At 75.9% G+C, this 23,252-nt stretch carries 25 protein-coding genes and 1 pseudogene; 22 read left to right on the top strand and 4 right to left on the bottom strand.

The window, feature by feature from the left end; translation table 11 throughout:
- Positions 1 to 83 precede the first annotated feature (83 nt).
- Positions 84 to 776 (top strand): alpha/beta hydrolase, encoded by a 693-nt coding sequence (locus tag ACZ6S5_RS07675; protein ID WP_465998824.1) that lies wholly within the window; start codon positions 84 to 86, stop codon positions 774 to 776.
- A gap of 5 nt (positions 777 to 781) precedes the next feature.
- Here the strand turns inward: ACZ6S5_RS07675 and ACZ6S5_RS07670 are convergent, their stop codons facing one another.
- On the bottom strand, positions 782 to 1,843 hold the full coding sequence (locus ACZ6S5_RS07670; RefSeq protein WP_465998822.1) for an FUSC family protein: 1,062 nt from the start codon (positions 1,841 to 1,843) through the stop codon (positions 782 to 784).
- A gap of 197 nt (positions 1,844 to 2,040) precedes the next feature.
- On the opposite strand from ACZ6S5_RS07670, the gene ACZ6S5_RS07665 reads away from it, so the two are divergent.
- Positions 2,041 to 2,655 carry a nuclear transport factor 2 family protein gene (locus ACZ6S5_RS07665; RefSeq protein WP_465998820.1) on the top strand — a complete coding sequence of 205 codons (615 nt, stop codon included), beginning with the start codon at positions 2,041 to 2,043 and terminating at the stop codon, positions 2,653 to 2,655.
- On the opposite strand, the gene ACZ6S5_RS07660 is transcribed toward ACZ6S5_RS07665, so the two are convergent.
- Complete coding sequence (locus ACZ6S5_RS07660) at positions 2,638 to 3,075, bottom strand: NUDIX hydrolase (RefSeq protein WP_465998818.1); 438 nt, start codon at positions 3,073 to 3,075, stop codon at positions 2,638 to 2,640. The two genes, ACZ6S5_RS07665 and ACZ6S5_RS07660, sit on opposite strands and share 18 nt — an antisense overlap.
- 94 nt (positions 3,076 to 3,169) lie before the next feature.
- Here ACZ6S5_RS07660 and ACZ6S5_RS07655 point away from each other — a divergent pair, with 94 nt between their 5' ends.
- A complete protein-coding gene (locus ACZ6S5_RS07655) occupies positions 3,170 to 3,676 on the top strand; it encodes a nitroreductase/quinone reductase family protein (RefSeq protein ID WP_465998816.1) in 507 nt (168 codons plus the stop codon).
- 21 nt (positions 3,677 to 3,697) lie between these two features.
- Here ACZ6S5_RS07655 and ACZ6S5_RS07650 read toward each other — a convergent pair whose 3' ends face one another.
- The gene (locus ACZ6S5_RS07650; protein ID WP_465998814.1) at positions 3,698 to 4,666 is read right to left on the bottom strand and encodes an aminoglycoside phosphotransferase family protein; all 969 of its coding nucleotides are present in this window, start codon (positions 4,664 to 4,666) and stop codon (positions 3,698 to 3,700) included.
- Positions 4,663 to 5,658 carry an adenosine deaminase family protein gene (locus ACZ6S5_RS07645; protein WP_465998812.1) on the bottom strand — a complete coding sequence of 332 codons (996 nt, stop codon included), beginning with the start codon at positions 5,656 to 5,658 and terminating at the stop codon, positions 4,663 to 4,665. The genes ACZ6S5_RS07650 and ACZ6S5_RS07645 overlap by 4 nt, the downstream gene beginning before the upstream one ends.
- Before the next feature lie 246 nt (positions 5,659 to 5,904).
- Here ACZ6S5_RS07645 and ACZ6S5_RS07640 point away from each other — a divergent pair, with 246 nt between their 5' ends.
- The 19 genes and pseudogenes from ACZ6S5_RS07640 (at position 5,905) to ACZ6S5_RS07550 (ending at position 23,182) form a co-directional block, all read left to right on the top strand.
- Complete coding sequence (locus ACZ6S5_RS07640) at positions 5,905 to 6,738, top strand: LppM family (lipo)protein (protein ID WP_465998810.1); 834 nt, start codon at positions 5,905 to 5,907, stop codon at positions 6,736 to 6,738.
- A 97-nt stretch (positions 6,739 to 6,835) separates the two neighbouring features.
- Positions 6,836 to 7,180: a hypothetical protein gene (locus ACZ6S5_RS07635; RefSeq protein WP_465998808.1), complete on the top strand. Its 345-nt coding sequence runs from the start codon at positions 6,836 to 6,838 to the stop codon at positions 7,178 to 7,180.
- Positions 7,181 to 7,194: 14 nt separating this feature from the next.
- Entirely contained in the window at positions 7,195 to 7,803 is a 609-nt protein-coding gene (locus tag ACZ6S5_RS07630; protein ID WP_465998806.1) for a glycine zipper family protein, read from the top strand.
- Positions 7,800 to 8,480 (top strand): carboxypeptidase-like regulatory domain-containing protein, encoded by a 681-nt coding sequence (locus tag ACZ6S5_RS07625; protein WP_465998804.1) that lies wholly within the window; start codon positions 7,800 to 7,802, stop codon positions 8,478 to 8,480. The genes ACZ6S5_RS07630 and ACZ6S5_RS07625 overlap by 4 nt, the downstream gene beginning before the upstream one ends.
- Before the next feature lie 22 nt (positions 8,481 to 8,502).
- On the top strand, positions 8,503 to 9,729 hold the full coding sequence (locus ACZ6S5_RS07620) for a phage tail sheath family protein (protein ID WP_465998802.1): 1,227 nt from the start codon (positions 8,503 to 8,505) through the stop codon (positions 9,727 to 9,729).
- Position 9,730: 1 nt separating this feature from the next.
- A complete protein-coding gene (locus ACZ6S5_RS07615) occupies positions 9,731 to 10,213 on the top strand; it encodes a phage tail protein (protein WP_465998800.1) in 483 nt (160 codons plus the stop codon).
- A 343-nt stretch (positions 10,214 to 10,556) separates the two neighbouring features.
- A complete protein-coding gene (locus ACZ6S5_RS07610) occupies positions 10,557 to 11,648 on the top strand; it encodes a hypothetical protein (RefSeq protein ID WP_465998798.1) in 1,092 nt (363 codons plus the stop codon).
- A complete protein-coding gene (locus ACZ6S5_RS07605) occupies positions 11,648 to 12,403 on the top strand; it encodes a CIS tube protein (protein WP_465998796.1) in 756 nt (251 codons plus the stop codon). The genes ACZ6S5_RS07610 and ACZ6S5_RS07605 overlap by 1 nt, the downstream gene beginning before the upstream one ends.
- Positions 12,400 to 13,977: a contractile injection system protein, VgrG/Pvc8 family gene (locus ACZ6S5_RS07600; protein ID WP_465998794.1), complete on the top strand. Its 1,578-nt coding sequence runs from the start codon at positions 12,400 to 12,402 to the stop codon at positions 13,975 to 13,977. Before ACZ6S5_RS07605 ends, ACZ6S5_RS07600 begins: the two co-directional genes overlap by 4 nt.
- Positions 13,977 to 14,315: a hypothetical protein gene (locus tag ACZ6S5_RS07595; protein ID WP_465998792.1), complete on the top strand. Its 339-nt coding sequence runs from the start codon at positions 13,977 to 13,979 to the stop codon at positions 14,313 to 14,315. The genes ACZ6S5_RS07600 and ACZ6S5_RS07595 overlap by 1 nt, the downstream gene beginning before the upstream one ends.
- Positions 14,312 to 14,755: a GPW/gp25 family protein gene (locus ACZ6S5_RS07590; protein WP_465998790.1), complete on the top strand. Its 444-nt coding sequence runs from the start codon at positions 14,312 to 14,314 to the stop codon at positions 14,753 to 14,755. Before ACZ6S5_RS07595 ends, ACZ6S5_RS07590 begins: the two co-directional genes overlap by 4 nt.
- The gene (locus ACZ6S5_RS07585; RefSeq protein WP_465998788.1) at positions 14,752 to 17,418 is read left to right on the top strand and encodes a putative baseplate assembly protein; all 2,667 of its coding nucleotides are present in this window, start codon (positions 14,752 to 14,754) and stop codon (positions 17,416 to 17,418) included. The genes ACZ6S5_RS07590 and ACZ6S5_RS07585 overlap by 4 nt, the downstream gene beginning before the upstream one ends.
- The gene (locus ACZ6S5_RS07580; RefSeq protein WP_465998786.1) at positions 17,399 to 18,070 is read left to right on the top strand and encodes a phage tail protein; all 672 of its coding nucleotides are present in this window, start codon (positions 17,399 to 17,401) and stop codon (positions 18,068 to 18,070) included. Before ACZ6S5_RS07585 ends, ACZ6S5_RS07580 begins: the two co-directional genes overlap by 20 nt.
- Positions 18,071 to 18,080: 10 nt before the next feature.
- Positions 18,081 to 19,004, top strand: a complete 924-nt coding sequence (locus ACZ6S5_RS07575) for a carbohydrate-binding protein (protein ID WP_465998784.1) — start codon at positions 18,081 to 18,083, stop codon at positions 19,002 to 19,004.
- Complete coding sequence (locus ACZ6S5_RS07570) at positions 19,001 to 19,477, top strand: hypothetical protein (protein ID WP_465998783.1); 477 nt, start codon at positions 19,001 to 19,003, stop codon at positions 19,475 to 19,477. Before ACZ6S5_RS07575 ends, ACZ6S5_RS07570 begins: the two co-directional genes overlap by 4 nt.
- Positions 19,478 to 19,495: 18 nt before the next feature.
- Positions 19,496 to 20,278 (top strand): hypothetical protein, encoded by a 783-nt coding sequence (locus tag ACZ6S5_RS07565; protein WP_465998781.1) that lies wholly within the window; start codon positions 19,496 to 19,498, stop codon positions 20,276 to 20,278.
- Positions 20,279 to 20,354: 76 nt separating this feature from the next.
- A complete protein-coding gene (locus ACZ6S5_RS07560; RefSeq protein ID WP_465998779.1) occupies positions 20,355 to 21,362 on the top strand; it encodes a LacI family DNA-binding transcriptional regulator in 1,008 nt (335 codons plus the stop codon).
- Positions 21,363 to 21,524: 162 nt separating this feature from the next.
- Positions 21,525 to 21,701 (top strand): annotated as a pseudogene (locus tag ACZ6S5_RS07555) (fuconate dehydratase); the annotation flags it as partial.
- On the top strand, positions 21,692 to 23,182 hold the full coding sequence (locus tag ACZ6S5_RS07550) for a mannitol dehydrogenase family protein (RefSeq protein ID WP_465998777.1): 1,491 nt from the start codon (positions 21,692 to 21,694) through the stop codon (positions 23,180 to 23,182). The pseudogene ACZ6S5_RS07555 and the gene ACZ6S5_RS07550, both read left to right, overlap by 10 nt.
- Positions 23,183 to 23,252 lie beyond the last annotated feature (70 nt).

Here is a 23,252-nt window from a genome sequence, read left to right as displayed (position 1 = left end):
AGCCGGGTAAGCCCGGGCGACCCGACCGGCCGCACCGGGGTGGGCGCCGGCGGTCCGACCGACGACGAGGGGGCGAGGACGGGATGACCGAGCCCGCGGCACCACACCGGCAGCCCGAGGAGGGGCACCGGCACGGCCGGCTGAGCGCCCGCGCGACCGTGGTGGCGCAGGCCGCTCCCCCCGGCACGTCCCCGCTGGCCGACCCCTGGGGCGGGCGGCCGGGGCTGCGGCACGTGCCGCCCGGCGACGGGCCGTACCGGCTGATGGTGCTGCTGCACGGCGCGGGCGGGTCGGCCGAGCAGGGCCTGGACCTGCTGCTGCCGCTGGCCGACGCGCACCGGCTGCTGCTGCTCGCCCCGCAGGCGACCGCGAGCACCTGGGACCTGATCGCCGAGGGATACGGCCCGGACGTGGCCCGGATCGACGTGCTGCTGGCGGAGGCACTCGGCACCTACCCGGTGGACGGGGTGACGTTCGGCGGGTTCTCCGACGGCGCCTCGTACGCCCTCTCCCTGGGGTTGACCAACGGCGACCTGGTCGACGCGGTGGTGGCGTTCTCCCCCGGCTTCGCCGCGCCCCTGGTCACCCACGGCCGGCCGCGCGTCTTCGTCTCGCACGGCGTGGACGACCGGGTGCTGCCGGTGGACGTGTGCAGCCGCCGGCTGGTCCCCCGCCTGCACACCCTCGGCTACCCGGTGGAGTACGCCGAGTTTCCCGACGGCCACGAGGTGCCGGCGGAGATCCGGCGGCGGGCGGTGGACTGGCTGGTCGGCTGACCGGCTCAGGCGCCGGGATTGGCGACCGCCGCGTCCACCCGGCTGAGGACGGTGGCGTCGTCGTCCACGCCGACCCCGCGCAGCAGGTCGATGGCCGCGGCCCGGATCTGTCCGATGATCATCGCGAGGGGCAGGGTCTGGCCCGGGGTGAAGAGCCGGCCCGCCGCCCGGACCGCCTCCAGCGCGGCGAGGTCCGCCCGCTCGGCGTGGGTGTCGGCGATCCCGTCCTGGCCGGTGAGGTCGGCGGCGAGCGCGTCCCCGGCCGACCGGACCGCGTCCGCCAGGGTACGCACGGCGCCGCCCAGGTCGGCCGGGACCGGCGCGGGACCGCGGGTGAGGGTGACCGCGGCGCGGGCGAGGACGCGCACGTTGCGGACCGCGTAGTCGATCTGCCGGATCGAGCCCTCCACCGAGCGCAGCCGGCCCAGGTGCTCCCGGCGGCGCAGGTTGAGCCGGAGCGCCTCGCCGGCGGCCTGCACCGCGCCGCGCAGCCGCTCCACCCCGGCGTCGGCGTGCCGGGCCCGCTCCAGCGCGGCCAGCGCCGCGTCGTCGTCGCCCCGGTCAAGCGCGCCGGCGATCTCGTCGAGCACCCCGGCCAGCTCCTCGAAGGTGTGCCGGAACTCGGCGACCAGCGGCGCGAGCGGCCGGCGGGCGTCGACGAGCTGGCTCGCCACCAGGGCGACCCCGCCGCCGATCAGCGCGTCGACGAACCGGAACGGCACCAGGCCCTCGGTCGGCGGCGCGACGACCACCAGGTAGAGGGCGGAGACCGCGGCCTGCACCGCGGTGACCGAGCTGGCGCCGATCGCCACCGCCAGGGCGACGGTGAGCAGGATGACGGTGAGCACCGTCCAGGTGGTACGCGGGCCGAGTGCCTGCACCACCAGGTCGGCGACGAGCACCCCGGCCGCCACCCCGAGCACCACCTCGACGGCCCGGCGCATCCGCTGGCCGCGCGCCTGGCCGAGCACGATCAGCGCGGCGGCCGGGGCGAAGAACGGCTGCGGGTGGCCGACCAGCCGGGTGGCGAGGATCCAGGCGACGGTGGCGGCAAGGGTGGCCTCCACGACGGGCAGCCACCCACGGCCCAGCCGTCCGGCGGCTTCCCGGACGGCTGCGGTGGCTCGCGGCCTGGCGTCGGACCCGCCCCACCGGCCGGGCCGTGCCCTGCTCCACCACGCCATCGTCGCCTCCCGTCGCCGCGCCCCACCACATCCTGCGCCGTGGCGGCCGGGCCGGCAGCGGTCGGCGCCACTGTCCGCCGGTGGCGCGGCTCACCGTGGCGCGGGCCGCCCGGCCGGTCGAGGGCTGGCAGCATGAATCGCAGCGGGTGGAGCGGGAGGCGACGATGGACGCGACCGACCGGTACGACGAGACGATCGCGGCCTGGCGGGCCGCCGCCGAGCGGGGCGACGCCGCGGCCGCCGTGCGCTGCCTGGCCGCCGACGTGGTGGTGATCTCGCCGCTCACCGCCCGGTTCCGGTTCTCCGGTCCGGAGCAGGTGGGCGACATGCTCGCCGCCGCCTACGAGGTGCTCACCGACATCCGGTTCCACACGTCGGTCGGCGCGGGCGACACCCGCGCGCTGTTCTTCCACGCCCGGGTCGGCCGGGAGGAGGTCGAGGAGGCACAGCTGCTCCGCCTCGACCCCGACGGGCTGATCCGCGAGCTGACCCTCTTCGGCCGGCCGCTGCCGGCGCTGACCACGGTGCTGCGGGACCTCGGCCCCCGGCTGCTGCGCCGGCAGGGCCGGCCGGGGCTGGCCCGGTTCGTCGCCGTGGCCACCCGGCCCCTGGCGGCGCTCACCGGCTCCGGCGACCGGCGGATCGTCCCGCTCGGCGACCCGGCGCGGGCGCGGCGATCAACCGGTCGCGGGTAGGCGGGCGGCGGCAAGCTCGGCGTATTCGGGGGAGGCCAGGAAGCGGGTGAGCACCTCGGCCGTGCCCAGCGTGTACGGCCGGCCGTCCAGCACCTCCGCCGGCGTGGTGAAGACGATCGCCGCGCCCTCGCCGACCACGACGTCCTCCTGTCGGGCGGTGGTGGGGCCGTAGAAGTAGCGCTTGACCCGGTTGGTCTCGGAAAGCTCCTGGACCGCGAAGAGCCGCAGCGGCGTCTCCGGGCGCAGCCCGGTCTCCTCCCACAGCTCCCGGACCGCCGTCTCCTCGGCGGTCTCCCCCGGCTCGCCGTGCCCGCCGGGCAGCCCCCACACGTTCGGGAAGTGCGGCGCGTGTTCGTCGCGGAGCTGGATCAGCAGCCGGCCGGCGGGGTCGACCAGCATGACGGCGGAGACGGGATGCATGCCACCAACCTAGCCACCCGGGTGTGGAGGCGGGACTTCGGACCCTTCCGGTCCACCGCCGGCCGGGTCCCCAATGGAGGGGAAGGAGGTTGCGATGACCACCGACCTGTGGCACCGGCACATGCGCTGGATGTACCGCACCGGCCGGCCGAACGGCCTCGCCCGGTTCCTGAACGGCCTCTCCGCCTGGCAGTACGCGGCCGGGCTCGCCCCCGGGCACTGGGTGACTCTCGAGGTCTCGGGACGGCGGAGCGGTCGGACCATCTCCGTACCGCTGGTGGTCGCCGACCATGACGGCGGGCGCTACCTGGTGGCGATGCTCGGCGAGCGGGCCAACTGGGTGGCCAACGTGCGCGCCGCCGGCGGGCGGGCGGTGCTGCGCCACGGCCGGCCGGAGCCGGTCCGGCTGGTCGAGGTGCCCGTGGCCGACCGGCCGCCGATCCTGCGCCGGCACCTCGCCCTCGCGCCCGGGGCGCGGGCGCACGTCCCGGTGGACCGGCACGCGCCGCTCGCCGAGTTCGCCCGGGTCGCCGCCGGCATGCCGGTGTTCCGGATCATCCCGGACCGGCCGGCCGGCACCCCGAGCCGGCGGACCGGGTGAGCCGGCCGCCTCGGCCGGCGGTCATCCGTCGGTGGCTTCGGCGTACTCGGCGAGGACCGCGTCGACCATGTGGCGGGCCTCCGCGGCGCGGGCCGGGTCCGGGTTGTCGAGCGTGATCAGGCCCTTCCAGAGCACCCAGCCGCGGGCCCGGGCCCAGGTGGCGTCGTCGGTGCCCAGCGCCGCGCGGAAGGCGGCCCGGCTCGCCCCGGACAGCAGCGTCCAGGCGGGGGCCAGGTCGCAGGCCGGGTCGCCCATGCCGCAGCAGCCGAAGTCGATGACCGCCGCCAGCCGGCCGTCGCGCATCAGCAGGTTGCCCCAGGCGACGTCGCCGTGGAACCAGACCGGCGGCCCGGACCAGGTGCTCCGGGTCGCCGCCGCCCAGATCTCCCGCACCAGGTCGGCGGGGACCCGATCCCCGAGCCGGTCGACGGCCCGGCGGGTCTCGCCGTCGTAGGTGGCCGGCGGCGCGCCCCGGAAGGCGCTGTGCGCGCCGGCCGGCGGGCCGCCGGCCGGCTCGGCGCGGTGCAGCGCGGCGAGGAAACCGGCGAGCGCGACCGCGAACTCGACCGGATCGCCGATCCGGTCGGCGCTCGCGGTCTCCCCCTCGATCCAGCGGCGGACCGACCAGGGGTACGGATAGCCTTCGCCGGGCTCTCCCCGGGCGAGCGGAACCGGCACCGCCAGCGGCAGCGCCGGGGCGAGCACCGGCAGCCACCGGTCCTCCTTGTCGACCTGCGGCACGTACCCGGCGGCGCTGGGCAGCCGCACCGTCATGTCGTCGCCGAGGTGGAAGGTGCGGTTGTCCCATCCGTCCACCGCGACCGGCCGGACCGGCAGCTCGGCCCAGTGCGGGAACTGCGTCGCGACCAGCCGGCGGACCAGCGTCGTGTCGATGGTCGGCACCGTCTCCTGTCGCCTCATCCCGGCCAGCATCAGCGGCGCGCCGCTCGCCCACAACCGGTTTTTGCCGCGGGCGGGAGGACGGGTCACCCACCGACGGGGACCGACGTCCTGCCGTACGCCCGCTCGCCGACGGCGATCAGCCGGGCGCGGGTGGCGTCGTCGCAGAGCGCCCCGGCCAGCCCGGCGGCGTACGCGACGGCCGGGTCGACCCCGAGCCGCTCGGCCAGGGCGTACTCGCCGGCGAGGGTGACGTCGAAGATCGCCGGGTCGTCGGTGGAGATCGAGCAGCGCACCCCGGCGGCGGAGAGCACGGTCAGCGGGTGCGGCCGGTCCGGGCGGGCGACCCCGAGCCGCAGGTTGGACGTGGGGGTCACGTCCAGCACGACGCCGAGGCCGGTCAGCTCGTCCACCAGGTCCGGGTCGTCGACCGCGCGAACCCCGTGCCGGATCCGCACCGCGCCCATGGCGAGCACCTCACGGACCGCCTCGGGCCCGGCGGCCTCGCCCGCGTGCGGCACGAACTGCAGCCCGCCGCCCCTGGCGATGCCGATGGTGCGGGCGTACGGCTCGGTGGGGAATCGCCCCTCGGCGCCGGACAGGCCGAAGCCGACCACGCCCCGGCCGGCGAACCGCACCGCCACCCGGGCGGCCGCCTCGGCCAGGTCGACGGCCTGCCCGCGGTAGACCTGCGGGGTGAGTCCGATCTCGACGCCGTATCGGTCGCGGGCCTCGGCGGCGGCGTCGCAGCAGGCGGCGAGGACGTCCGCCCAGCCGTCCGGACCGCCCAGCCGCTCCTCCGCGTCGAGGATCGGCTCCAGGTAGACCGCGCCGTGCGCGGCCGCCTCGGCGGCGTAGGCGAGCAGCACGCGTCGGTAGTCGGCGGGGGTGCGCAGGCAGCCGGTCAGCGAGTTCCACAGCGTGATGAAGTCGTACAGGTCGGCGAAGGCGTACGGGGGCCGAAGCTGCGACGGGGTCAGGCCGTGCTCGCGGGCGATCGCGGCGAGCAGTCCAGGGCGGACGGTCCCCTCCAGGTGGACGTGCAGTTCGATCTTCGGCGCCTGCTGCTGGGCGGGAGTCATCGGGCCTCCTCCGGTTCCGCTACGACGACGCAGACCGCCCCAGCGTGACGCTCCGGCCGGTCGGGGACCTCCCCCGGACGAGGGAATTTCAGCCGGGGGAAGCTCCTGAATGGCCAACCCCTCAGAATATCGATCGCCTGACTTTTCCGGGTCGGCCGAATGGGAGGGGTGGCCGGTAAGATCGGCGACAAGGCTGTGACTGATCGCTGACTGCTGAGTGTGAAAGCGATCACACACACTATCCGCATGAATACGGGACTCGGCCGCAGCCGGGCCTTTCGCCTCGCGGTGTGTCTCGCCCTCGTGGCGGCGCTGAGCGGCTGCATGCAACTCAATCTCGGGTTGACCGTGAACCCCGACGACACGGTCAGCGGGCAGCTCCTGGTGACCGCGGACAAGAACCTGCTCAAGCAGCGGAACCCGGACGTCCAGACCGCCTTCGCCGACATGCGCCGGCAGCTGCCGACACTGCCCGCCGGCGACGAGAGCCGATACGAGGACGCCCGGTTCTACGGAGTGCAGGTGGCGTACCGGAATAAGCCGCTGGCGCAATTCACCAGCGACAGCGTGAATCTGGTCCGCGTCGGCGACCGCTACCGGTTCACATTTCCGCTGGACCCCGATAAATACGCCGGAAAGGTGGCCGAGAAAGATCCCGGAACGCGACGGGCATTCGTGACCTTGATGTCCTTCGAGATATCGGTGACCTTCCCGGGCCGGGTGCTCTCCACCAACGGCACGGTCACCGGCCGGTCGGTCACCTGGAAGGTGGACAGCAACCAGGCCAAGCCCGCCGAACTGGTCGCCGAGGCGGAGGCGCCGGCGCGGGCATCGGCCGACGCGACCGGCGGCCCGGCCACCGCCGGCGGCGGCTTCCCCTGGCTGCTGGCGGTCGGCGGCGTGGTCGTCCTGCTGCTGGTGGCCGTGGTCGTCGTCCTGCTGCTGCGCCGACCGCCCGGCCCGGCCCCGACCACCGCCACCCCGACCGTCCCCGGCCCGGCCGGCCCCGCGGACCCGCCCGCCACCGCACCGACCCCCACCAGCCCCGCACCGGCGCCCCGGACCGACCGTCCGACCTGACCCGGCGCGGCACCGCAACCCGGGCGGGCGGGCCCACCGGCCCGGCCGCCGCACCACACCCCACCCCGATCGCACCACCGCACGAAGGGAGATCGCCGTGAACGATCTCTTCACCTGGGCCGCGCTGGGCAGCCTGACCGGCGCCAGCGCCGCCACCCTCCTGGCCGCCAACGTCATCGGCGGGCTGCTCGGCCCGAGCGGCGACAAGGCCCGCAAGTGGATCGCGCTGGGCATCGCCCTCGCGCTGTCGTACCTGACGGCGGCGTTCGCCGACGACGCCGGTCCGGAGAAGTGGATCATTGCGTTCTTCAACGGGCTGGTCATCTTCTCCGCCGCCCTCGGCATCAACCAGCTGCCGCCCGGCAACCGGCAGGCGACCCAGGCGTCGCCGACCCAGCTCGCGCAGGGACGCGAGCCCCGCTACGTCCGCTCGTGGGTCTGAGAGAGGTGACCCCCATGATCTTCGGCATCATCAGCGCCGCCGTCCACATCGTCCTCGGCGCCCTGCTCGGCCAGCTGGCCGGCGGCCTGATCGGGCTGCTCGTCGGCGCCGTCGTCGGGCTGCTGATCGGCGCGCCCTTCGGCTGGGCGGTCGCCTCGGCCGGCACGTACGGCGCGGACCTGAAGGGGATCTTCCTCTTCGTGGTCGACCACACCTGGAGCCTGCTCAACACGATGGTCGGCGCGCTCTACCTGGCCCTGCACCTGGTCGTCGGACATCAGCTCGACCGGGTGGTCTCCCAGGCCAGCGGCCGGGTCAACGTGGTCGAGGGGGTCTCACCCCGGTACGCCACCACCATCGGCACGGTCTGCGCCGGCTCCAGCTCCGGCATCCAGCGGCACGAGGACGTGCACATCCTCCAGGCCCGGCTGCTCGGCCCGCTCTACCTCCCGCTGGTCGTGTTGAACTACGTGCTGTTCACCATCGCCCCGGTGTGGCTGCTCTGGCATGACCACAGCAACGCGCCGATCAACCGGTTCACCCGGTACTTCGAGATCGGCGTCTACCCGCACGTGTGGAACGAGGCCATCGCGTACCGGATCCAGGGGACCCCGCCCCGATGACCGGCGCGATCGAGGCGGCCGTCGCGGACGTCGCGGCCTGGCTGACCGGGGCGGCGGGCGACCCCGTCCCGGTCGGCCCGCCCCGCGACGACCCGGACGACGGGCTCACCGTCTGGCCGCTGGAGCTGCGGCCGGCCCGGCAGACCGCGGGCAGCGGCGGGGCGCGCGAGCCGTACCGGTTCGTGGTCCGGCTGCTGGTCGCCGGCACCGGACCGGCCGCGCTCCCCGCGCTGGACCGGGTGCTCGCCGCCGCGGCCACCGCCGGCGAGCCGGAGGTGGTACTCGCCGCCGGCGACCCCGGCCTGTGGCGCGCCTTCGGGGTCGCGCCCCGGCCGGCGCTGCTGGTCGACGTACCCGCGCAGATCGCCCGGCCGGCACCGGTCGCACCGCCGGTACGGCACCCGCTACGGCTGCGGCAACTGGACATGCGCACCCTCCACGGGCGGGTGGTCGGGCCGGAACAGCAGCCCCTGGCGGCGATGCGGGTCGAGCTGGTCGGCACCCCGTACGCCACGGAGACCGACCACGGCGGCCGGTTCCGCCTGGTCGGCGTCCCGCACGACCCGCAGGCCCCGGACCGACCGGTCCGGGTACGGCTGGTCGGGCGGGGCCGCACGCTCACCGCCGACCTCGACCCCGCCGATCCCGACCCCGTCATCGTCTGCGCCCCCGACTGAGCCGTCTTCCCGAGGAGGACCGATGCCCAACTACTTCTCCCCCGGCATCTACGTCGAGGAGGTCCCCAGCGGCGCCCGCCCGATCGGCCCGGTCGGCACCAGCACCGCCGCCTTCGTCGGCGTCGCCCCGGACCGCGCCGCGCACGTCGACAAGGCCCTCGCGGTGAACAGCTGGTCGGAGTTCCTCCGGCTGTACGCCGACGGGGACCACCTGGAGAGCACGCCGCTGGCGCGGGCGGTGTTCGGCTTCCTCGACAACGGGGGCACCCGCTGCTGGGTGGTCAACGTCGGCGCGGGCGGCCAGCTCATGGGCACCGGCGGGCGGCGTGGCGGCCTGCAGGTGCTGGAGGCGATCGACGAGATCTCCATCCTGGCCGCCCCCGGCTACCACGACCCGGTGTCGCACGAGGCGCTGATCAGCATGGCCGAGCGGCTGCGCACCATGGTGGCCATCTGCGACCCGCCGCCGGACGTGGCCGACATCTCCACGCTCACCCGGGTGGCCCGGCCGGACGGCGGGAAGCCCGGCGGCAAGCCCGGCGACGGCCCGGCGAAACCCGCCGACGACGATGACGGGCCGGATGGCGACCGGCCCCGGGAGTCCAGCTTCGCCGCCTTCTACTACCCGTGGATCAAGGTACGCGACCCGCTCGGCGGCGACCTGGTGTTCACCCCGCCGAGCGGGCACGTGGCCGGCATCTGGGCCCGCACCGACGCGCTGCGCGGGGTGCACAAGGCCCCGGCCAACGAGCCGGTACGCGGCGCCGTCGACCTGGCGTACCTGGTCACCCGCCCCGAGCACGACGTGCTCAACCCCAAGGGGGTCAACGTCATCCGCTACTTCGCCGGCGAGGGCATCCGGCTCTGGGGCGCCCGCACGCTCGCCGCCGAGGCCAGCGAGTGGCGGTACCTCAACGTGCGACGGCTCTCCATCGCCATCGAGCAGGCCATCGCCAACGGCACCCGGTGGATGGTCTTCGAGCCGAACGACTACACGCTCTGGCGGTCGATCCGGCGGGACGTCGGGGCGTTCCTGACCCGGGTGTGGCGGGACGGGGCGCTGCTCGGGCGGACGCCGGAGGAGGCGTTCTTCGTCAAATGCGACGAGGAGACCAACCCCGCCGACGTCCGCGACGCCGGGATGGTGGTCGCGCACATCGGCATCGCGGTGGTCAAGCCCGCGGAGTTCGTGGTGTTCAAGCTGAGCCAGTGGGCCGGCGGCACCGAGACCGAGACGATCGGAGGCTGACATGCCGACCACGGCCACGCCGCAGCCGGGCGCTCCCGTCGACCCGTACCGGGCCTACCACTTCAAGCTGCTCATCAACGGGATCACCAACGGGCACTTCACGGAGGTCAGCGGCCTGGAGGTGTACATCCCGTCGGTGACGTACAAGGAGGCCGGCAACGAGCGGATCCGGGCGGTGCCCGGCCAGGCCGAGTACGCCCCGGTCACGCTCCACTTCGGCCTCACCCAGTCGCGGGAGCTCTGGGACTGGGTGAACGCCGCGGCGAAGGGGACGGTCAGCCGGCGCAACGTCTCGGTGGTGCTGCTCGACCCGGCCGGCACCGCGGAGGTGCTGCGCTGGAACATGATCAACGCGTGGCCGACCCGGTGGCGGGGCGCGCACCTCAACACCCTCGCGCAGGATATCGCCATCGAGGCGCTGACCCTGGCGTACGAGGGGCTGGAACTGGAGTCGGGCAGTGCGGCCGCCCCGACCTCCGCGTGACTGGCTGGCCCGGGCGCTGCGGGCCGCCGCCGACCGCCTCGCCCCGACGCCCGCTGCCGCGCCCCCGCCCGCCGTCCCGCCGCCCGGCACGGCGGACCCCGCCGCGCCCGCGCCCCACCGCCCCGGCGAGCCCCCGGAACACTGGCTGCGCCTGGTCGCCACCCACGCCCCCGGCCTCCTCCACGACCTCCCCGACTCCCCGCCCTCTCGGCCCTCCCCGCCCTCCCCGCCTGCCCCGGTTGACCAAGAAGTTCCGGTCGGATTCGCGCCGGCGGGCGACGCAAACCTCTTGATCGACGGGGACGGCGGGCTCGGCGGGGACGGGTGGGGGGAGGACGGCCCGGTGGGCGGGGAGGCCGTGGGCGGGGGCGGGAACCCGGGCGGTCCGGCGGGGACGTGGGGCGGGCAGCCGGACGGCGGTGCCGGGTGGTCGTGGCGCCGGGTCCGGTCGCGCCGGCGTACCGCCCGGGCGGACGGCGCTGCGGGACGGGTGGTGGCGGCACCCGGGGACGCACCGCGGGGGACCGAGGGCGGCGGGCGAGTCGGCGCCGGGCCCGCAGGCGTCCGGGCCGGCGACGGCGTCGCCCGGTGGGGCCGCCCGCCGGCCGCCACCGAGGACACGGGCCCCGCCGGGCCGGAGGCGACCGGGCTCAGCGGGGACGTGGGGACCGCCCGGCCCGGTGCGACCACGCGGAGCCGGGACACCGACGGGCGCAGCTGGGACGCGGGCGCCGTCCGACCGGGAACGGCCGCGCAGCGCCGGGACGCCGAAGCGGCCGGGGCCGGCGACCCGGACGGGGCCGGCAACCCGCTCGGCGGTGTCACCGGGTGGTCCACCAGCGGTCGTACCGGTGGCCGGGCAACGGTCGCGCGCTCCACCGACGGCGCTGCGGCCCCCCGCGGCCTCGACTTCCGCAACGATGAGCTCACCCGACGCCGGCTCGCTCCCGGTGTCGCCGCATCCACCCGCGACGCGGCCGGCCGGTCGACCGACCCCCCGCAGGCGGAGTGGCCGGGCCGCGCGGCAGCGCGGGACGGGTGGGCGGGCGAGCACGCCCGTCCGGTGTGGCCCGGAGGCGTCCCAGACGGCACGGCCGAGAGCAACCGGCAGCCGGGCAACAGCCAAACCGCCGCCGGCGGGCACCGGTCGAGCCGGATGCCGACGACCGACCTTCGGGTGCGTTTGCCGTCGCCAGGGGCACCACGAACGCACCCGAACCCGGTCGCGGCCCGCCGTCCGGAGTGGAGCGACGGGGCCACCGCGCCCTGGCCGGCGCTGCCCGGCGAGGGCGGCCCCGCTGCCGCCGTCCCCGGCGAGGAACAGCGGGATCCGTGGCCGGCGCTGCCGGACGACCGGGAGTTGTGGCGCCCGTCGCCGGTCGCGGCCGACGCCGCACACGTACGCCGGCTCGACCGGGAACAGGTGGGTGACTGATGGAACGGGTGGCCTTCCTGGTGGACGAGACCGGTGTCCGGGTGGACTGCCTGCTCAATCCGGAGACCGTGCAGGTCACCCGGCTGGCCGGGGTACGCCCCCGGGGCCTGCCCGACGGCCAGCTCACCGGGGCCGGCCTGGCCGACGACCCGCTGCTGTTCACCGGCGGCGGGCGGACCGAGCTGGTGCTGGACCTGCTCTTCGACATCGACTTCGTGGAGACCCAGGTACGCCCCGAGGACGTCCGCGCCCTCACCCGCCCGCTCTGGATGCTGGCGGAGAACTCCACCGCCGAGCACGGCTGGCTGCGGCCGCCGCTGGTCCGGCTGGTCTGGGGCAAGACGTGGAACGTGCCCGGCGTCATCGTGGCGATCGCGGAACGGTTCGACGCGTTCACCCTCACCGGCACGCCCCGCCGCTCCTGGCTGCGGCTGAAGCTGATCCGGGTGGCCGAGACCGCCGAGGCCGCCCAGGCCGGCTTCGAGGAGGAGCTGGCGGCGGCCAGCACCCCGGCCGTGCCGCCCGGGTCGGCGGTGGTCGCCGCCGCCGACGGCGCGGCCGAGCCGGGCTTCTCCGGCGTGCGCTTCGACCTGCTCGCGCACGACGCGCTCGGCTCGCCGCTGCGCTGGCGGCTGCTCGCCGAGCACAACCGGATCAGCGACCCGCTGACCGTGCCGGCCGGCACCGCCCTCGCGGTCCCACCGCCCACCGCCACCGCCGCGACGCCCACCGGGCCGGGAGGTGGGACCCCGTGACCGTGCACCGGGCCGTCACCGTGACCGTCGACGGCACCCCGCTCGCCGACCCGCGCCGGCTGCGCGGCGTCCGGGTCGCCGCCCGCCTGGACCTGCCGACCCAGTGCGAGCTCACCCTCGCCACCGCGCCCGGCGCCGCCGCCCTCGACCCGCCGGTACGCCCCGGCGCCACCCTCGACGCCCGCCTGGACGGCCAGCCGGACGCCCTGTTCACCGGCGAGGTGACCGGCGTCGAGGTGGAGTACGCCGCCGACGGCGCGGCCCTGCTGCGGGTGCGGGCGTACGACCCGTTGCACCGGCTGCGCAAGCGGCAGGAGCTGCGGGTGTTCGAGTCGGTGACCGCCGCCGAGCTGGCCGGCGCGCTCTGCGCCGACCTCGGCCTCACCGTCGACGCGGACACCGACGGGCCGCGACTGGACCGGCTGCTCCAGCACCGGCACACCGACCTGGAGCTGCTGCGCGAGGTCACCGGGCGGGCCGGGCTGCACCTGGCGGTGGACGGCGACCGCCTCCGGCTGCTCACCCTCGACGGCTACGGCGACCCGGTCCCGCTCGCCCTCGGCGACACCGTGCACGCGCTGCGCCTCGCGGAGAACCTGGACCGGGCCGGCGGGGACAGTGTGGCGCTGGGCTGGCACCCGCAGCGCGCCGAGCCGCTGCGCCAGCAGGCCGACGCGGCCCGCTCCGGCCGGCAGGTGCCGTTGCGCCCGGACCCGGCCGAGGTGGGCGCGGACGGCGCCCGTACCGCCGTGGACCAGCCGGGGCGCAGCGACGACGAACTGGCCGCCCTCGCGCAGGCCGGGCTGGACGCCCGGGTCGCCGCGCTGGTCACCGCCGAGGGCACGGCCGAGGGCGACCCGGCGCTGCGCCCCGGCCGTCGGATCGCCCTGGCCGGCGTCCCCGACCCGTTCGCCGGCGTGTACGTGCTCACCGAGGTGGTGCACACCGTCGATGCCAACGGCCACCTGACCCGCTTCGCCACCGTCCCGCCCCCACCCCCTCCGGTCGCCGCGCCCGCCCCGGCCACCGTCACCCTCGGCACGGTCACCGACGTCGACGACCCCGACCGGCTCGGCCGGGCCCGGGTCACCCTGCCCGCGTACGGGGATCTGGACGCGGGCTGGCTGGCGGTGGTCTGCCCGGGCGCGGGGCGGGGCAAGGGCATCGTCGCGCTGCCCGATCCGCAGGACACCGTCCTGGTGGCGCTCCCGGGCGGGGAGCCGGCGTCCGGGATCGTGCTCGGCTCGCTCTTCGGGGCGGTCGAGCCGTACGACGCCGGGATCGTGGCGGGCCGGTCCCGGCGCTGGTCGATGCGGACCGGCACCGGCCAGTCGATCGTCATCGACGACGACGGGCGCACCCTGCGGCTGGCCACCGACGCGGGCAGCTTCGTCGAGCTGCGCCCCGAGCTAACCACCGTGCACGCCGCCGGCGACCTGGTGCTCTCCGCGCCGGGCCGGGCCATGGTGGTGCGCGCCCGGACCGTCGACTTCCTGCAGGCGACGGCGACCGAGGACGCCGACACCGCCGCCGCCCAGGCCCGCTCCCTCGCCCGCGCCCACGGAGGTGGCTGATGCGCTGGATCCACCGGGACTCGCTGATCACCTGCGACCACGACGGCCGGGTCGCCAACCGCCCCTCGCAGCGGTGGGTGACCGTGCGGGGCGTACCGGTGCTGGTCGAGGCCGACCCGGAGGGGCGGGACATCACCGCCTGCCCGAACTACGGCCCGACCATCAAGCCCTGCGCCAAGACGCTGAAGGTGACCGTCGGCTACAGCGCCTGGGTGCGGGTGGACGGGCACCGGGTGGTCATGTCCAACCTGGACGGGCTCACCGACGGCACCCCGCCCGGGCTGGTCCACCACACCGTCCGCGACCCGCGGCAGACCTTCCTGGGGGCGGACGCATGAGGGCCTTCCGCTTCGTCGGCGCCGGCTTCGACGCCGGTCGCGCCGGCGGGCTCGCGCTGACCGCCGCCGGCGGGCTCGCCATGACCGACGGCGACGAGACGGTACGCCAGGCGCTGTTCCTGCTGCTGTCGACCACCCCCGGGGAGCGGCTGATGCGCCCCGGGTACGGCTCCCGCCTGCACCGGCTGGTCTTCGCCCCCAACGACGACACCACCGCCGGCCTGGCCATCCACTACGTCCGGCAGGCCATCCGGCGGTGGGAGCCCCGGGTCGAGGTGATCGACGTGGACGCCGGGCCCGACCCGGACGACCCGTGGCGGCTGGTGATCCGGCTGGACTACCGGGTACGGGCCAGCCTCTCCCCCGGTCAGTTGGTCTTCTCCGTCGACCTGCTGCCCGAGGACGCCCCGGACGACCCCACCGAGGAGGCCACGTCATGACGCTGCCGGTGCCGCACCTCGACGACCGCGCCTTCCTCGACCTGGTCACCGAGGCCCGGGAACGGATCCGCCGGTCCTGCCCCGACTGGACCGACCTGTCCGCGCACGACCCGGGAATGGCGCTGCTGGAGGCGTTCGCGTACCTCACCGAGGTGATGATCTACCGGCTGAACCAGTTGCCGGAGAAGGCGTACGTGGCCTTCCTCAACCTGCTCGGGGTCAGCCGGCACGCGCCCGCCGCCGCCTGGGCGGACGTCCGGTTCAGCCGGACCGGACCGGACCGGGACGCGGTCCGCATCCCCGCCGGCACCCGGGTCGCCGCCCGCGGTGCCGACCCCCGCCCGGTCGTCTTCGTCACCACCGAGCCGGCCCTGCTGCCCGACGGGGAGACCGAGGTGACGGTACGCATGCACCACTGCGAGCCGGTCGAGGCGGAGCTGCTCGGCACCGGCACCGGCCAGGCCGGCCAGGTGTGCCGGGCCGCGCGGGCCCCGCTGGCGCGTACCGCCGAGGCGCTGGACCTGCTGCTCGGCGTGGAGGTGCCGGCCGGCTCCGTGGAGCTGGGCGCGGCGGCCCGCGAGCACGAGGGCCGCACATACGAGATCTGGCGGCCGGTGGACAGCTTCGCCGGCGTCGGCCCGCAGGCCAAGGTCTACCTGGTCGACCGCGCCTCCGGCGTGGTCACCTTCGCGCCCGCGCTGGACCTGCGGCCGGACACCGGATCCGGGCCGGACGTCGAGGGGGCGTCCGGGCCGGGCTCCGGCAGCCCGGCCGGCGGCGCCGCGTCGCCGGACGGGCCGACCACGGTGGCGGCGGTGCCGCCGGCCGGGCGGCAGGTCCGGCTCTGGTACCGGTGCGGCGGCGGGCCGGCCGGGAACGTGGCGGCCGGCACGCTGACCGGCCTGCGCGACCCGCTGCCCGGGCTGAAGGCGGAGAACCCGGAGCCGGCCGGCGGCGGCCGGGACCTGGAGTCGCTGGAATCGGCCCTCGCGCGCGGGCCGTACGAGTTCTTCGCCCAGCAGCGGGCGGTGACCGCCCGGGACTACGAGATCCTCGCCGCCGGGTCGGGCGCGGTGGCCCGGGCGCGCGCGTTCACCCGGGCCGCCGTCTACAGCTTCGCCCGCCCCGGCGAGGTCGAGGTGGTGCTGGTGCCGTACGTGCCGGACCAGGCCCGGCCCGGCGGCCGGCTGCCGGTCGACGTGCTGCGCGAGCACGAGGTCGAGGAGGCCCGCCGCGGCGTGGCGGCCGACCTGGAGCGGCGCCGCGCGCTGGGCACCGCGGTCCGGGCCACCTGGGCGCGGTACAAGGCGGTCTCGATCCGGGCCCGGGTGGTGGTCCGGCGGGAGGAGGACGTCGACGCGGTCCGCCGCCGCGTCCACGACCGGCTGCACCAGACGCTCAGCCCGCTGCCCACCCCGCTCAATCCGACCGGCTGGGCGTTCGGTGAACCGCTGCGCGCCTCCAACGTGTACCGGATGCTGGACCACGCCGAGCCGGGCGTGCGGTACGTCGAGTCGGTCCGGTTCGTGGTGGACGAGGCGCCCGACGCACAGGTGCGCGCCCTCGCCGTCGACCAGTACCAGCCGAACACCTGGTACGCCGGGCGCGGCCCGGTGCTGTTCCGCTCCACCAACGCCGGGGCGGGCTGGGAGCCGGCCGGCCGGTTCGACGCGGAGAGCGTGGTCCGGGTGGTCCCCGCCCCGGCCCCGGCGCGTCCCGGCATCGTGCCCCGCGCCGGCTCGGTGACCGTGGTCACCACTCGGGACTCGGGCGGCTCGCGAGTGCGGCTGAGCACCGACCTCGGGGAGACCTGGACGCTCCTGACCGATCTGGACTCCCGGGTGCAGGACCTGGCCTGGATCGACCGGGACGGCGCGGGCGCGCTGCTGCTCGCCACCGACACCGGCCTGTTCGAGGTGTCCCTGCTGCCCGGGGCGGTGCCGTTGCAGATCCTGGTCGACCCGGCCGACGCCGACCGCGGCTTCTACGCCGTCCGCGCGTTCGTCTCCGAGCGCGGCGCGCCGGGCGTGGCGGTGGCCGCGCAGGCCGGGTTCGGGGTCTACCTCTCCACCGCCGCCGGCCGCCCCGGCACCTTCACCCACGTCGGCCTGGCCAACGTGGACAACCGCGTCCTCGCCGTGCAGTACGACGGCCCGGCCACCCTGCTGTGGAGCGGCGCCGGCGAGCCGGACCCGAAGAAGCCCGGGCAGGGCTGCCACCGGACCCGGCTGTTCGAGTCCGACGTCAAGTGGCAGGCGGTGCAGGCCGGCTGGATCGGTGGCACCTGCCGGGGCCTCGCGTTCAGCGGCACCCTGGCGGTGGCCGCCACGCAGAGCGGCGGGGTGGTTCGGCTGGACACTCTGGCCGCCCAGCCGCAGTGGCAGCCGGTGATGGTCAACTGCGGGCTGCCGCTGCGGGACCGGTCCCGGTTCGTTCCGGTCGACGCGATCGCCGCCACCGCGCCGTCCGGCGCCGGCGGGGCCGACCGGCTGATCCTGGCCGGCGGCGAGCGCGGCGTCTATCGCAGCGGCGACGCCGTCGACTGGGCGGCCAGCGCCAACCAGGCCACCGCCGACGTGGTCACCGTTCCCGGCACCTGGCTGCTCTGCTCCGGCGAGCACGACATCGAGGTGGTGCGGCAGGATGCGCCGAGCGGCGATTGAGCGGCTGCTGCCGGCCGCGTACCAGCGGGCCGCCGGCCCGGGCAGCGTGCTGGGCGCGCTGCTGGACGTGATGGAAGCGTTGCACGCCCCGGACGAGGCGGTGCTCGCCGACGTCGACGCGCTCTTCGCGCCGTACCGGACGCCGGACGGCTTCGTGGCGTACCTGACCCGGTGGGTGGCGATGGACCACGTGGTCACCGCGCCCCGGGCGGACGCGCCGTTGCCGCTGCCGGTGGGCCGGCTGCGGGACCTGGTCGCGCACGGCGCCCTGCTGGCCCGCTGGCGCGGCACCCCGTACGGGATGCGGACCGCGCTGGAACTCGCCACCGGGATCACCGGCTTCGGACTGGACGAGCCGGCGGACCGCCCCTTCCACGTGGTCGTCCGGGTACCGCCGGCCGCCGCCGACCAGCTCGCCGTGATCACCCGCATCGTGGAGGCGGAGAAGCCGGCGGCGGTCACCGTCGAGATCGTTTCGGGCCCCGGTCCGGGCCCCGCCGGTACCGGCCAACCGACACCGCAGGCCGACCCGGAGCCCGTCGCCGCCACCGGGCAGCCCGCAGCGCACCCGACCGACGAGGCGCCCGGGGTCGCGCCCGTCCGGGCGGTCGGCCGGGCGCACGTCCCGTCCCCCGCACCCCCCACCCCGTAGAGGAGTCGTCATGACCACCGAATGGGCCGTCGTCGCCGCCGCCGAGCAGTTCACCCTCGACGCGCGCAACAGCGGCGAGCTGACCTTCACCGTCTCCAACCCGGGCGACGCGCCGGACACCGTGGTCTTCGACGTGGCACCCGGCGAGGGCACCCAGCGCGGCTGGTTCACCGTCGCCGAGCCGCAGCGGGCGGTGCCCGGCCAGGGGTCGGTGTCCTTCCTGGTCCGCCTCACCGTGCCGCCCGGCACCCCGCCCCGGCGCTACGACATGACCGGGTTCGCGTACTCGGCGAACACCGCGCCGGAGGAGAGCTCCCGGTCCAGCGGTCGGGTGACGTACGACGTGAAGGCGGCCGCACCCCCGAAGCGCACGCCGTGGCCGTGGATCGCGGCCGCGGCGGTGCTGATCCTGGTCGTGGCCGGGGTGGTGGTGTTCCTGGTGACCCGCGGCGGCGGCCCGCCCCCGGCCCCGCCACAGGCGCAGGTGGTGACCCTGGAGGCGGAGAGCCTGGTGCCGGGGGCGACGGTCCAGTCGACCGGCCCGGCCGCGGCGCAGGTGCTGGAGCAGAAGAACTGCTGCCTGGTCACCTGGTCCGGCGACGCCCAGCTGTTCTTCCTGGGCCGGTCCGTCGGCGACCGGGTGACCGTCACCGTGGACCTGCCGGCGGAAGGGACCTGGCGCTTCGCCACCGTACGCACCACGTCGTTCGACTACGCCAACACCATCTTCCTGATCGACGGCCGGCAGGTCGGCGACACCTTCTTCGGTTTCACCCCGACGGTGGTGAAGACCGACTGGGTGGACGTCGGCACGGTGACGCTGAGCAAGGGCGCGCACCAGGTGACCCTGGTGGCGGTGAGCAAGACCCAGGGCACCGACCGGTACTTCGCCGGGGTGGACCAGATCCGCTTCACCCAGGTGCTGGCACCGTGACCGGGAGGCAGAAGGTGCTGCTGGCGGCCCTGGCCGGGCTGCTGGTGCTGCTCTACCTGGTGGCCGTCGGCGGGGGCCGGCACGACCGGGGCGACCCGGCCGCCCGGCCCGGCTGGCTCGGCCGGCTCGGTGCCGGGAGCACCGCCGTCGATCCCGCCGACGTGGACGTCGACTGCGCGCCGCCGGCCACGCCGCCCAGTCCGTCCGTCGAGGGCACGGTGGTCAGCTTCACCACCGGCTGCCTGCTGCGGGTGGCCGACCCGGGCGGCCTGCGCACCCTGGTGCTGCGCAGCCGGGCCGCCTTCGAGGTGACCGCCCCGGCGCCCCGAGGTGCGGAGGTCACCGTGCACGACGAGGTGACGCCGGGCGACGACGGCGCGGCGGTGGCGAAGGTGGCCGTCGACCGGGAGACCGACGTCGCCCTGGGCTGCCCGGGAGGTGGCGGATGCACGGTCACCGTCGCCCGGTCCTGACCAATGGGGAGGTACGCCATGGGTGAGCTGCGCAAACCGTTCCTGCTGCTGGCGCTGCTCGCGGTGGCCCTGGTGGTCGCACTGGAACTGGGCTCGGCGCTGCTCACCGGCGGCGGCGACGCCGGCGGCGCGCTGCGGGAGAGCGCCGGCCGGCTCGGCGTGGAGCCGGCCGACGTGGGCGCCGTCACCGAGCCGTCCGGCCGCGGCATCGGCCAGCTGGCACTGATCGACGTGGTGGCGCTCTGGACGACCGGGCTGTTCAGCCTCGGCCTGGTGGTGCCGGACCGGATCCAGGGCCGGGTGCAGGGCGCGGCCACCCTGATCTTCTCGATCGTGCTGCTGATCGTGGCGTTCGTGCTGCTGATCGTCACCTTCGTCGAGCTGACCATCATGGTCTCGCTGTTCCTGGCGGCGCCGTTCGGCACGCTGGCGTACCTGGCACTGTGGGGGTTCTTCCCGGTCGGCGAGGCGTCCGCCCTGCTCGGCCTGGTGCTGCTGCTCAAACTGGTCTGGGGCGGCCTGCTGCTGCTCGCCCAGCCGCGTTTCCTGCAGAACAAGGGCCTGGTGCTGCTGGCGCTCACCACGCTGCTCTGCACGGTGGTGCTGGAGTTCCTGCACCGGCTGGTGCCGGGGATCCTGGTCAGCATCACCGACGACCTCGGCGCGCTGGTCTTCGCCGTGGTGGCGATCATCTGGGCCCTGGTCCTGCTGATCGGCTCCATCCCCGCCATCGTCAAGGCGATCCGGACAACGGCCACCACCTCCCGCCCCACCGCCTCCACCGACGTCCGGGGGCAGTGATCTCCGCCGATCAGGCAAGGGCTTTCCGGGCGGTCCTGCGATAGCCTCTGCCCGACCGGGTGAACGAGGGAGTGGCATGCCGACGTTGGCCGATGTCGCCCGCCGGGCGGGCGTCTCCCCCGCGACCGCGTCGCGGGTCATCAACGGCAGCAGCAAGCCGGTCGCGGACGCCCTGCGCGAGCGGGTGCTCAAAGCCGTCGCCGAGCTGCGCTACGTCCCGAACGCGCACGCCCAACTCCTGGCCCGGCCGCAGCGCAGCGTGGTCGGGGTGGTCGTGCACGACGTCTCCGACCCGTACTTCGCCGAGGTCACCCGCGGTCTGCAACAGGTCGCCACCGAGCGGGGCCGGCTGGTCATCATCTGCAACAGCTATCGCGATCCGGTGCGGGAGCTGGAATACGTCGACCTGCTCCGCGCCCAGCAGGTGGCCGCGATCGTGCTGGCCGGCTCCGGCTACCGGGACGACGGCGTCAACGCGCTGCTGGACGAGCGGCTCACCGCGTACGCGGCCACCGGCGGCCGGGTGGCGGTGATCGGCCGGCACCGGCACCGGGGGGCCGCGGTGCTGCCGGCCAACGAGGAAGGGGCCCGGCTGCTCGGGGCGGAACTGCGCCGGCTCGGTCACCGCACGGTCGCCGTCATCTCCGGCCCGGCGACGCTCACCACCACCGGCGACCGGCTCGCCGGCCTCCAGGAGGGACTGTCCGGGCCGCTGCCCCGGGAGCGGCTCCGGTACGCCGACTTCACCCGCGACGGCGGGGCCCGGGCCACGGCGGAGCTGCTGGACGCCGTACCGGGGCTGACCGCCGTGGTGGCGCTCAACGACGCCATGGCCGTGGGCGCCCTGGGGGTGCTGCGCGAGCGCGGGGTACGCGTGCCGGCGGAGGTGTCCGTGGTCGGCTTCGACGACATGCCGATCGCCGCCGACGTGACCCCCGCGCTGACCACGGTCCGGCTGCCGCTGGCGGAGCTGGGCGCCCGGGCGATGACCCTGGCCCTCGACCCGGCCGCCGACCGGGACCGGGTGGAGACCCTCCCCGCCGAGCTGGTCCACCGGGAGAGCCACGGCCCCGCCCGGGACTGACCGCCGTCGCGGTCAGCTCTGCCTTCACGGTGCCGTGGCTGAGGCACAGCTCCGTCGCCAGCGGTGCCCACGAACCGCGCCTCTGGCGGCGCACCGGCGCGACGATGAGCTACCACCTCACGGGGTAATCCGTGGGAGGGTCATCGGGTGATGGTCAACAGCACCGGCCTCGACGGGCGGATGGTCGAGCACGTCGATCACCTGCACGAGCAATTCGTCGACCCGGTCCGCACCCGGCAGGGGCGCTACCTGCTGCCCACCGCCCCCGGCTACGGCGCCACCATGCGGCCGGAGTCGATCGCCCACCTCCGCTTCCCGGACGGCCCGGCGTGGCGCTGACCGTGGGCACCGACCGACTCGGCCTGGCCACCCTGCGCCGGCTGCCGGTGGAGTGCCGGCCGCTGCTGCGCCCCGGCACCGTGCCGGCCGGCATCGTCCACCTCGGACTGGGCGCGTTCCACCGCGCCCACCAGGCCGTGCACACCGAGGCGGCGGTCGGCGCGGCCGGCGGCGACTGGGGCATCGTCGGGGTCGCGCCGCGCAGCACCGCCGTGGTCGACGCCCTCGCCGCCCAGGACGCCCTGTTCAGCGTCACCACGCTCGCCGCCGAGGGCGCGGCCACCCGGGTGGTCGGCGCGCTGGCGGGGGTACGACACGCGGCGAGCGACCCGGCCGCCGTGGTCGGCCTGCTCGCCGACCCGGCGATCCGGGTGGTGACGCTGACCGTGACCGAGAAGGCGTACCAGCTCGACCCGGTCACCGGCGTGCTGACCGCCGACCCGAAGCTGACCGCCGACCTCACCACCGACCGGCCGCCGCGGACCGTGCCCGGGCTGCTGGTCCGGGGGCTGCTCGCCCGGGCCGCCGCCGACGCCGGCCCGATCGCCCTGGTCAGCTGCGACAACCTGCCCGCCAACGGGCGCCGGTTGCGCGGGCTGGTCACCCAGTCCCTCGCCCTCGCACGGGTTCCCGACAGGGCCGCCTCCTGGGTCGACGGCAACGTCACCTTCCCCGGCACCATGGTCGACCGGATCGTGCCGGCCAGCACCGCGGAGACGCTGGACACCGCCCGGCGGGCGCTCGGGGTGACCGACCTGGCGGCGGTGGCCGCCGAGCCGTACTCCCAGTGGGTGATCGAGGACGACTTTCCCGCCGGCCGGCCGGCCTGGGAGCGGGCCGGGGCGATCCTCACCGACGACGCCGGCCCGTGGGAACGGCTGAAGCTGCGCGCGCTCAACGGGGTGCACTCGGCCACCGCCTACCTGGGGGCGCTCGCGGGCGCGGAGACCGTCGCCGAGACCCTCGCCCTGCCGCAGCTGACCACCGTGCTGCGCCGGCTGGTCGCCGAGGACGTCGCGCCCAGCTTCACCCCGCCGTCCGGCGTGTCCGTGCCGGCGTACGGGGAGGAGGTGCTCACCCGGTTCGGCAACCCGGCCATCCGGCACCGCACCCTCCAGATCGCCATGGACGGCTCGCAGAAGCTGCCGCAGCGGGTGCTGCACACCATCGCCGACCTGCGCGCCGGCGGCCGGTCCGCACACTGGAGCGCCCTCGTGGTCGCCGCCTGGCTGCGGTTCCTCCTCGGGTACGCCGACGACGGCCGCCCGCTGCCGCTGGACGATCCGCTCGCCGGCCGTCTGCGCGAGGCGCTCGCCGCCGGCCGCGACGGCCCGGCCGGGGTGGTCGAGGCGATCTTCGCGGTCCGTGAGGTCTTCCCCGCCGACCTGGCTGCCGACGAGGAGGTCCGCGCCGACGTGACCGGCTGGCTGACCGCGCTGGATCGGCACGGCGTCCGCGCCACCCTGGCCGGTGCGCGGTGACCGGCCCGGACCGGGCCGGCGGCCAACCTTCGGCGCGCGGGCCCGTAACCGCCTTGCGGGGTCCGGCCGT

The sequence above is a fragment of the Micromonospora sp. NPDC051924 genome (assembly GCF_055586005.1).
The sequence above is the reverse complement of the archived record's forward strand: the minus strand, read 5'-3'. Positions and strand labels throughout refer to the sequence as shown.

Coding starts and splice junctions, on each gene's coding strand:
- ACZ6S5_RS07675 (WP_465998824.1), top strand. CDS start 84: ATGACCGAGCCCGCGGCACCACACCGGCAGCCCGAGGAGGGGCACCGG.
- ACZ6S5_RS07660 (WP_465998818.1), bottom strand. CDS start 3,075: ATGCATCCCGTCTCCGCCGTCATGCTGGTCGACCCCGCCGGCCGGCTG.
- ACZ6S5_RS07655 (WP_465998816.1), top strand. CDS start 3,170: ATGACCACCGACCTGTGGCACCGGCACATGCGCTGGATGTACCGCACC.
- ACZ6S5_RS07645 (WP_465998812.1), bottom strand. CDS start 5,658: ATGACTCCCGCCCAGCAGCAGGCGCCGAAGATCGAACTGCACGTCCAC.
- ACZ6S5_RS07640 (WP_465998810.1), top strand. CDS start 5,905: ATGAATACGGGACTCGGCCGCAGCCGGGCCTTTCGCCTCGCGGTGTGT.
- ACZ6S5_RS07630 (WP_465998806.1), top strand. CDS start 7,195: ATGATCTTCGGCATCATCAGCGCCGCCGTCCACATCGTCCTCGGCGCC.
- ACZ6S5_RS07625 (WP_465998804.1), top strand. CDS start 7,800: ATGACCGGCGCGATCGAGGCGGCCGTCGCGGACGTCGCGGCCTGGCTG.
- ACZ6S5_RS07620 (WP_465998802.1), top strand. CDS start 8,503: ATGCCCAACTACTTCTCCCCCGGCATCTACGTCGAGGAGGTCCCCAGC.
- ACZ6S5_RS07615 (WP_465998800.1), top strand. CDS start 9,731: ATGCCGACCACGGCCACGCCGCAGCCGGGCGCTCCCGTCGACCCGTAC.
- ACZ6S5_RS07605 (WP_465998796.1), top strand. CDS start 11,648: ATGGAACGGGTGGCCTTCCTGGTGGACGAGACCGGTGTCCGGGTGGAC.
- ACZ6S5_RS07595 (WP_465998792.1), top strand. CDS start 13,977: ATGCGCTGGATCCACCGGGACTCGCTGATCACCTGCGACCACGACGGC.
- ACZ6S5_RS07590 (WP_465998790.1), top strand. CDS start 14,312: ATGAGGGCCTTCCGCTTCGTCGGCGCCGGCTTCGACGCCGGTCGCGCC.
- ACZ6S5_RS07585 (WP_465998788.1), top strand. CDS start 14,752: ATGACGCTGCCGGTGCCGCACCTCGACGACCGCGCCTTCCTCGACCTG.
- ACZ6S5_RS07580 (WP_465998786.1), top strand. CDS start 17,399: ATGCGCCGAGCGGCGATTGAGCGGCTGCTGCCGGCCGCGTACCAGCGG.
- ACZ6S5_RS07575 (WP_465998784.1), top strand. CDS start 18,081: ATGACCACCGAATGGGCCGTCGTCGCCGCCGCCGAGCAGTTCACCCTC.
- ACZ6S5_RS07565 (WP_465998781.1), top strand. CDS start 19,496: ATGGGTGAGCTGCGCAAACCGTTCCTGCTGCTGGCGCTGCTCGCGGTG.
- ACZ6S5_RS07560 (WP_465998779.1), top strand. CDS start 20,355: ATGCCGACGTTGGCCGATGTCGCCCGCCGGGCGGGCGTCTCCCCCGCG.